The organism is Undibacterium sp. TJN19, from assembly GCF_049339485.1.
In the GTDB taxonomy this organism is placed as follows: Bacteria; Pseudomonadota; Gammaproteobacteria; order Burkholderiales; family Burkholderiaceae_D; genus Undibacterium.
This window is the reverse complement of sequence record NZ_JBMPPL010000028.1, coordinates 1-7,929: the sequence shown is the minus strand read 5'-3', so window position 1 is coordinate 7,929 and position 7,929 is coordinate 1. Positions and strand designations below refer to the sequence as shown.

Annotated in this window: 9 protein-coding genes and 3 pseudogenes; 8 read left to right on the top strand and 4 right to left on the bottom strand. The window is 50.1% G+C overall.

Annotation, left to right across the window (positions count from 1 at the left end; translation table 11 throughout):
* The 4 genes and pseudogenes from ACO0LH_RS28230 to ACO0LH_RS28215 form a co-directional block, all read left to right on the top strand.
* A pseudogene (locus ACO0LH_RS28230) lies at window positions 1-218 on the top strand (DDE-type integrase/transposase/recombinase); the annotation flags it as partial.
* Window positions 219-251: 33 nt separating this feature from the next.
* Window positions 252-584, top strand: a pseudogene (locus tag ACO0LH_RS28225) (glutathione binding-like protein); the annotation flags it as partial.
* A 27-nt stretch (window positions 585-611) separates the two neighbouring features.
* Entirely contained in the window at window positions 612-1,124 is a 513-nt protein-coding gene (locus ACO0LH_RS28220) for a hypothetical protein (RefSeq protein ID WP_422944487.1), read from the top strand.
* A gap of 404 nt (window positions 1,125-1,528) precedes the next feature.
* A complete protein-coding gene (locus ACO0LH_RS28215; protein WP_422944486.1) occupies window positions 1,529-1,789 on the top strand; it encodes a hypothetical protein in 261 nt (86 codons plus the stop codon).
* A 33-nt stretch (window positions 1,790-1,822) separates the two neighbouring features.
* On the opposite strand, the gene dmeF is transcribed toward ACO0LH_RS28215, so the two are convergent.
* Together dmeF and ACO0LH_RS28205 are read right to left on the bottom strand one after the other, a co-directional pair.
* Complete coding sequence (dmeF, locus tag ACO0LH_RS28210; protein ID WP_422944485.1) at window positions 1,823-3,097, bottom strand: CDF family Co(II)/Ni(II) efflux transporter DmeF; 1,275 nt, start codon at window positions 3,095-3,097, stop codon at window positions 1,823-1,825.
* Between the two features lie 7 nt (window positions 3,098-3,104).
* The gene (locus ACO0LH_RS28205) at window positions 3,105-3,380 is read right to left on the bottom strand and encodes a metal/formaldehyde-sensitive transcriptional repressor (protein WP_422944484.1); all 276 of its coding nucleotides are present in this window, start codon (window positions 3,378-3,380) and stop codon (window positions 3,105-3,107) included.
* 236 nt (window positions 3,381-3,616) lie between these two features.
* Between ACO0LH_RS28205 and ACO0LH_RS28200 the strand changes: the two genes are divergently transcribed.
* Together ACO0LH_RS28200 and ACO0LH_RS28195 are read left to right on the top strand one after the other, a co-directional pair.
* Window positions 3,617-3,865, top strand: a complete 249-nt coding sequence (locus tag ACO0LH_RS28200; protein ID WP_422944483.1) for a diguanylate cyclase domain-containing protein — start codon at window positions 3,617-3,619, stop codon at window positions 3,863-3,865.
* A gap of 250 nt (window positions 3,866-4,115) precedes the next feature.
* Window positions 4,116-4,334, top strand: a complete 219-nt coding sequence (locus ACO0LH_RS28195) for a hypothetical protein (protein WP_422944482.1) — start codon at window positions 4,116-4,118, stop codon at window positions 4,332-4,334.
* Window positions 4,335-4,416: 82 nt separating this feature from the next.
* Here the strand turns inward: ACO0LH_RS28195 and ACO0LH_RS28190 are convergent, their stop codons facing one another.
* Together ACO0LH_RS28190 and ACO0LH_RS28185 are read right to left on the bottom strand one after the other, a co-directional pair.
* Entirely contained in the window at window positions 4,417-4,710 is a 294-nt protein-coding gene (locus tag ACO0LH_RS28190; protein ID WP_422944481.1) for a hypothetical protein, read from the bottom strand.
* Between the two features lie 522 nt (window positions 4,711-5,232).
* The gene (locus tag ACO0LH_RS28185; RefSeq protein ID WP_422944480.1) at window positions 5,233-6,402 is read right to left on the bottom strand and encodes a tyrosine-type recombinase/integrase; all 1,170 of its coding nucleotides are present in this window, start codon (window positions 6,400-6,402) and stop codon (window positions 5,233-5,235) included.
* Window positions 6,403-6,592: 190 nt separating this feature from the next.
* On the opposite strand from ACO0LH_RS28185, the gene ACO0LH_RS28180 reads away from it, so the two are divergent.
* Complete coding sequence (locus ACO0LH_RS28180; protein WP_422944479.1) at window positions 6,593-7,477, top strand: DNA-binding protein; 885 nt, start codon at window positions 6,593-6,595, stop codon at window positions 7,475-7,477.
* 97 nt (window positions 7,478-7,574) lie between these two features.
* Window positions 7,575-7,929 (top strand): annotated as a pseudogene (locus ACO0LH_RS28175) (transposase); the annotation flags it as partial.

Genomic DNA, 7,929 nt, shown 5'->3' with positions numbered 1-7,929 from the left:
TGCAACTGCACAGCATTAAAGCCCGCGGCAAGCGCAAATACAAAGCCACGACCGACTCTAATCATAGTTTGCCGATTGCACCAAACCTGCTCAACCGACAGTTTGCTGTCGATCAACCCAACCGCGTCTGGACCAGCGATATCACGTATATCGCCACAGATGAAGGCTGGCTGTACCTGACAGTTGTGATCGATCTGTTCAGTCGTCAAGTTGTGGGCTGATCCATGAAGCCGCATATGAAGACAGAATTGATGAGCGGTCTAGATCCGATGGCCGGGAAAAGTTACCACTTTATTCAGCATGAGACCGAGCGCAACGCTTACGCAATCGAGCGCTACACGAAGGAGACGCAGCGTCTGTATGGTGTCCTTGATCGCCTGCTGGCCGAGCGTGACTTTATTAGCGGCAATTGCTATTCCATCGCAGACATGGCTGTTCATCCATGGATTGTGCCATATGAAAAACAGGGGCAGCGTCTGGACCAATTTCCCGACCTGGCCCGATGGTTCAACAAGCTAGTGTTGCGTCCTGCCATCATTCGCGCCTACGCACTGCCTGAAACCAACCCCGCATCCTACGCCTAACGCAACCTAAAAATTGGACCAAAGACAATGACAACCATGCAACGACGCACATTCTTAAGACAAATTGCCGCGAGCGCGGCAATGATTCCCACCCTCGACGCGTTTGCCAGTCCGCTCAAGGGCGATACCATCGGCAGTGAGTCTCCCATCGGCACCACCGTGGCATTCACCAGGACGGCCCCGCCGGAATGGCTGATGCAATTCTGGAAGGAGATCGGTGACAAGACCTGGGGTGCCGGCTTTGACTGTTTTGCTAACGATGCGGTGGCGCACTTGGGTGTGAGCAGCTGGATTGGCCGCGATAGCATCCGCAAGGGATTGCGCGACTTCATCGACAAGAATTTGACGGCGCAACATGACGTGATCGAATACTGGGATAGCACCAATTTGAAGGTTTTCCGCGGTTTCGTAACAATGGTGTTTAACGACAAATCGATCCCGACGGCACGTCCAGCCATGACGCATTTCTTCTACATGGATCCGAACAAGACCGGCAAGGTCATCGCCTGGTACGGATCGGTAGGGCCGACCGCGTTCTGACCCACCTGCACGCATCGCGGGCCGCTAAAAGCGTATTGGCCCGTGATGATGATATTGCGTTCGTCGGCCAAGTGTTTCAAATGGCCACACAACGGCGGTCAAAACAATACGACGGACTCAAACACTGCGGCGACGAATGCGATGCACGGCATCTAACGCATCTACTCCGGTTACGGTACCTGCACGAGGGCCATATCGTTCTCTAGAATGCACACGCCGTCAGAGACTTGGCGCGCAAATGTACGAGTGCATTTATGTTCGAGAAACACCTTGCGAAATGAGGTGTGGGCGACTTACACCAGATTACTTTATCAAAAGAATGACTGCCGCCCTAAATAAGAACGCGGCTGACCATCTCACGGTCGGCGGCGAGCCGCTCGCGCAAAGAGTAGAGCTCTCGCGTAGTGTTCGTCCGCCTCGCTATTGGCGCGCTCGGCCTGGTGCAGCGATTCTTGCTTCTCCGCGCGCAGCACGGACTCCACCTGCTGGTGCGTCTACGGTTGGGTGAGCAGTTGCTAGGCGTCGTTCTCCAGCTTGTCGATGCGCGCCTAGAAACCCTGTTGGTCGCTTTGCCGTTAATCGGCCATCTTCTCCTGGGAGTGATAGAAATTGTGCTGCGCCTGCTGGTCGGTCAGCAGCCGGACCTTGGCGGCCCGGTCGGTTAGGCAATCGATCAAGTTCACTAAATAATCATATCTTTAACCTACAATTGGCGAGTGCACTTCGACAGTAATGTGCGACAGACCTTTGAGGCGTCGTAGTTCTGAGTGGTAATACGCTGGCCCGCGTTGTATTTCAGATGCATCGACGGACAGCACCGCACCAAAATGGCCAGGACCAAGTCGCCAGACATGCAAATCGAGCAATCTATCGCCAGCAGCATCCACGACTGCCCGAACCTTATTCGCCATCTTGTCGTCGGTACTGACATCCATCAATATCTTTCCCGTATCACGAATCAGGCCGTAAGACCAGTTGGTAATGACAAACGCCCCGACAATACCGGCTAATGGATCCATCCATAGCCAACCAAATGACTTTGCCAGCAACAGGCCAATGATCGTTAGTACAGAGACAGCCGCATCTGCAATGACGTGGACATATGCTGCCCGCATGTTGTGATCACGGTGATCTACGTCATGGTCGTCATGGCCGTGCGCATGTTCGGCAAACTCTGCAATGTGGATGGCGTTGTGCAACGAGACTTCTACCTTAAAGGAATGTGGTTCAGGAATATCCGTAGTTGACTGCAAGAAGTCAGCTTCGCGCAAAAAGATGAATTCCTGACGCGTGCCGTCAGGTCGAATCGTCGTTACGGTAAAGTCCTCCGGCGTTAAGGATGCCCCATCCTTTTCAGAATGGATGCGAAAAACGGGGGGAATGCCATCTTCATAAATAGATAACGCAAATAGGCCATCAAGTGTTTCTATATGCCGGACCTCTTCATCGTGGTCGTGCTGCACATGCGTGTTGTGTCCGTGGCTATGACCGTGGCTGTGCCCGTGATGATCGTCACCACTCAGCAGCCACGCACTGACAATATTGACGAGTAGGCCGACTACAGCAATGGGAATCGCCTCAGCAAAGTGGATGGGCTCTGGTGCCATAAGACGAGCAATGGCTTCATAACCAATCAGTAAGGCGATCATCGCCAGGACGATGGCACTGGTGAAGCCTGCCAAATCACCCAGTTTGCCCGTGCCAAACACAAAACGCCGGTCATTAGCGTGCTTGCGTGCGTAGGTGTAAGCGAGTGCTGCAATTAACATTGCGCCAGCATGTGTGGACATGTGCAAGCCATCGGCTACCAGCGCCAGGGAGCCAAACAAACTACCGCCGATAATCTCGGCGATCATCATCGCACTGCAAAGTGCAATTACCACCCAGGTTTTGCGTTCATTCTTTGCATGTCCTTCACCCAGGAAAATGTGGTCGTGATCGACCGCGAAGGGTTTTTCATATAGTTCATTCATCACTAACTCACTTAAAATAACTATGGACGACATCAATCAATTGCTCTTTGGCATCACCATGTTCACCGCTATGCGCATCAGCATCGACAAGATGGGTGCGAATATGATCTTCCAGTACAACGGCCAGCAGGCCCGTCATCGCACCTCGGCAACTTGTAATTTGTTGCAACACGTGAATGCAGTCACTTTCTTCAGTTAAAGCACGTTCTATGGCATGGACTTGTCCACGGATGCGACGTACCCGGTTTAATAGTTTTTGCTTATCGCGAATGGTGTGTCCCATGACGATCTCCAAATATAGGGAGGGGGACTATACCATAAAATGAATTAGCCAACGAATATCAAAACTATGGATGAGAGTTTCTACCTGATAACTTAACGGACATCAGTTCTGGAGTTTCATCAACTTTGCTAGATAATTTGCATTGATTGCAACACTGTTCGGCGCTACGCAATTCGATCAACGAAGTCGCGTCGACTCTACACACTATGTGCGGACTGCTGCTATATTGATTCGCGGTGTTGCTTCCCAAAACAAGTGACTACACCATGCTTGATCTGATTTGCAGCCATATTTTGGCTAGCATGGCGCAGCCGATTTCTTTCGGCCCGCACTTGATGCAAATTAGCGCTAGCATTGGCGCGGCGGTTTTTGAAGGCCCGGACGCTGACCTTGAAGAACTTTATAAGAATGGCGACCTCGCTTTGTATGCAAGCAAAACCGCTGGGCGAAACGGATGGAGGCTGCACGGCCATTCGGCATTTTAGGGATTTCCGCTCGATACGATTGAGTCCTCATGACGACTAAATCTCTCCATTCTTTATTATTTTACTTCGAGTCCCCAAAAAATATGTCACGCAGTGATTCCTGCACACCGATTACAGCGGTGAGTTCACCAGTTGCACGATACTGTCAAACTGATGGAGCAGAACTCTATGTCCGATCCCTCAAGATCAAGCAGCTCAGTGCGGGTTATGTCAATAGCCAAAAGGGAAGGGCGTTGATTTTCGGTCTGATATGAGTACAGAAATTATCTCTGATAGTGCTAGTCGATTCAAAATTTTGGAAGATAGGGTTCGTCAAACATCTAGAATTGGCCAAACAAAACCAACGGCGGAAATGGAGGACGAGTTTAAGGCACTTATGGATCGCATGGATGATGTGTACCAAATTGCTTATAATAGGCACACTTTGGTGATGGACTGCCCGGACAGGATCGGCCATCGCGACGGTTAAGAGCCTCCTGCGTTTGAACTTAGTGAAGGACAAAATCCGCCAACAGGGGGGGGCCTTAGTAGGCGACATTTACACAAAAATTTCAATCATCGAATTTTATCTGGAATAACAATCCCGTAGCCAATGGCATCAATTTCTCCAGCGACTGAATCAGGTAATGTGCCAGGGTAATTCCACAGTCTGCAACAGTGATAGCCAATAGCAACTGCAAAACGAATGGCCAATGCTCAGGCCACAAAGCTGCAAATGGCATATATCCGGCAATACCGGGTATCAGCATAAGTCCCAACATATTCAATAGTTCATTGAAAACCCCATGCAAAACATCACGTTCGCTGTCATGTTGAGACTCGTTCCAATGAGGTTCATAAGGCAAGTAAATTTCTTACTCCGTTCGCCGATCCCCTATAGCCTGCTTTCATCGACCAGCTCGTCGCCATGCTTGAACCAGCATCGCAAGTAGACAAATAGTGGGTGGCAGCAACAAACGGTTCATCGAATTACCTGCGATTTGCCATGTTTTACATTTTTTGAGGTTGTGCAAACATATCCAACTTCGTAATCCAACGCAAACTAACGATGCAGCAACATGAATATTCACATTTGTCATGAAATTATTGTGTCAAACGTCATCGCATATTGTAGCGAATGTCGGTACATTTAAGTATTAGTGCGAGCGGGAAACCTTAAGAGTGCTTTTAATCCACGTCTTATTATTTCGCATAATTTATATTATGTAAAATAAAGATAAAAACGAAAAACAGGCAATGTTTCTGCCGCTTTTTCAAAAAAATCGTCCGGCGAAGTAAAAGTGATCCATTAGTGGAAGTAAATCTGGAACTCGCCGAATGAAATGAAGTAAATGTGATACGGTCGGATACCAAAAGGCAGTCTAGCGCTAGCCCGCAGCCTGTTCGCCGATTGAAGCGACCAGTTCGTCATGCCTCTCAATGTCAGATCTGTGCAAATACGTTGCGGTCGTCGATAAGCTGGCGTGGCCGGCGGTATTCTGTAGGGTCTTCAGAGCCACCCCGTTATTTGCATGCAGGGTCAGCATCGTGTGCCGCAGCCAGTGTGTCGATGCATTCTTCAATCCCACCGCAGCATCTCTATCTCCATCGTGCTCAGCCAAATCGGCCGCCGCAGAAAACATGCCTTTGATAGCACCGGATGCGGCCTCATCCGTTATTCCAGTCAAATTTCGTCGACGGCTATTGAGGACCAATGGGGTTGTATCATCCCTAGTTGTGGCTGTAGACAAACCAAAAGCGAGTCGGTAATCCCTGAACGAAGCGAGCATCTCTGGAGCTACAGGCAGCCGCCGGGGCTTGTCCCCCTTACCAACGACATCGAGCCACCAACGTCCATCGTCTTCTGTATAGACCGCGCCCATTGTTGCGAAAACTAATTCGGAGAGCCTGGCGCCTGTTGTCAGGAAAGTGATAAACAGAAAGCGTTCCCGAGCCATTGTGCGGCGCTCGCCGGGCGTTTCGACTGGCATAAGTTCGAGCGCTCGGTAGACCCATCCTACTGCTGATGCGCTTAAATATCGTGTAACGCGTGCATCGCTGCGGGTCTTGATGTTTTTTACCAGGCTGCCCGCATTCCTGTCCAGATATCCAGCATTAGTTGCAAAGGTCATGAGCGACTTTACCACTCGAAATGCTTGGCGCACACTTGGGTCAGACAACGGCCCCGAGAATGGTCGCCACCGTGGATCTCGGCGTGGCCATCTGGTCAACGAGACCCATTGATCGGTTGGCTGTGGATTCCTCAACCATTCTCTATAGGTGACCAAATCCTCAACCCGCATACCTTGCAAGGTCAATTGTCGTGTGCTGCACCAGAGCAAAAATCGGCCTAGCTCAGTTTTTGTGCTCTTCAATGTCGTTGGGGCTAATTCGGCGTGATAAAGGAAGGCACGTGCCAGTTCGGAGTCAGTTTCAGCATTTATGAGAGCCTGACTCCCTGTGTCGTGAAACATTTTTTTTCGGTTAGCGATCGCTTCCGAATCTCCAGAATCCAATGCTGGTATAGGTTCCAAGTCAAATTCTTCAAAATTATGCATGAATGTTCCACGGCATTATCGAGGCAGAATGGACAGTATGACGCACCTTGTGGTATCAGTCGAGATTATTGGCGTAATCTCGACTAAAGCATACTTTTAATAATTTGAATTACATTTGGATTACGTAACTTAATTTACAAATTCTGCATCTACAAGTATTCTTGTCCTAATTTTCGGCAAGGGGATGAATATGTCTGAACGTCAAAGCTTAAGTTGGGCTGCCTGCGATGCGCTAGCAGCAGAAGGCAAAAAGCCATCGATCGGCCTGGTTCGGGAATGGACTATCGCTACTACTGGCAGCAAGAAAGGAAGCGATGGTGACGTTCAGCGCGACATTTCACTTTGGTTCACGGACCTTCTCAAGTTAAAACGGGCACAAGCGGTTGCGCAGCTGCCAGCCCCTATCGCTGCCCTCACCCGCGATCTTTGGCACCTGGCTGTGGAAAGCGCTAGCGACTTGTTGTCGACAGAGCGCGAGGCCATGAAGCTTGAGAAAGAAGAAGTGACCAAGTTGATGGATTTGGTGCGTGTAGAGAAACTTGCAGCCTCAGAGTTAGCTGCGCAGCTTAAATCCAGTCTTTCGATCGCGAACGAGACTATCTCAGGACGCGACGAAACCATCAAAAGGTTGGAGGCGTCGTTGATTCAGATCCAAGCTGCGCTGCTTGCAAAAGAAGAACGCATTGAAGGCTTGTCGGCAGAACTGGCTCGTAGGGCCGAAGAGCAGGCCGCTGGGCAAGCCGAGCGGGATGGATTGCGTAAACACGCCCTGCTCCAAATCGACCAAGCGCGTGCTGAGTCCCGCCATTGGAAATCAGAATTCGAAAGGGTCGACCATGAGAATAAATCCACCGTGGAAACGTACCGTCAAAAAGCGTCCAGCTTGTCGAGTGAATTGGCTGCTGCGCTGGGACGACTAGGTGCGTTAGAAGATTCGTTGGTGATCGCTCGCCAGCGAATCCATTCCCTAGAAACAGAGTTATCATCATCGAATGCAGCTACCTCCCCTGCCAATAAACGTCTAAGTGGCGGCAAGTTTGTGAGATCTGTCATACCCAGACGCACACTCAGATAATTTTTCCTTTTTAAATATCGACTTACCAGCGTTTTGAGCTTGCCCGCAAAAAACGTATCCCTTACTGAGGGTTTAAAATTCAGTGAAGGAGAGAAGCATGTCACAAAACAAACGAGCACGCTATACGCAGGAATTCAAGATTGAGGGCGGTCAGGTTGGTGCGAGGTGGGCAAAGCATTGCCGCAGTCGCTCAAACACTTGGGATAGCCGATCAACCCTTACACAATTGGGTCAAGGCGGATGAGCAAGGCAAACTTGCAATGGCTTCTGCCAAGCCCGTCAGTGCCGAGCAAATGGAAATTAGCCGGCTACGTGCTGAACTGGCGCGGGTCAAGATGGAGCGAGATATCCTAAAAAAAGCTACAGCGTACTTCGCCAAGGAGTCGATGTGAAGTACGCCTGGATAACGCGCAACAAGAGTTGCTGGCCGATTTCCCTGCAATGCGAAATTC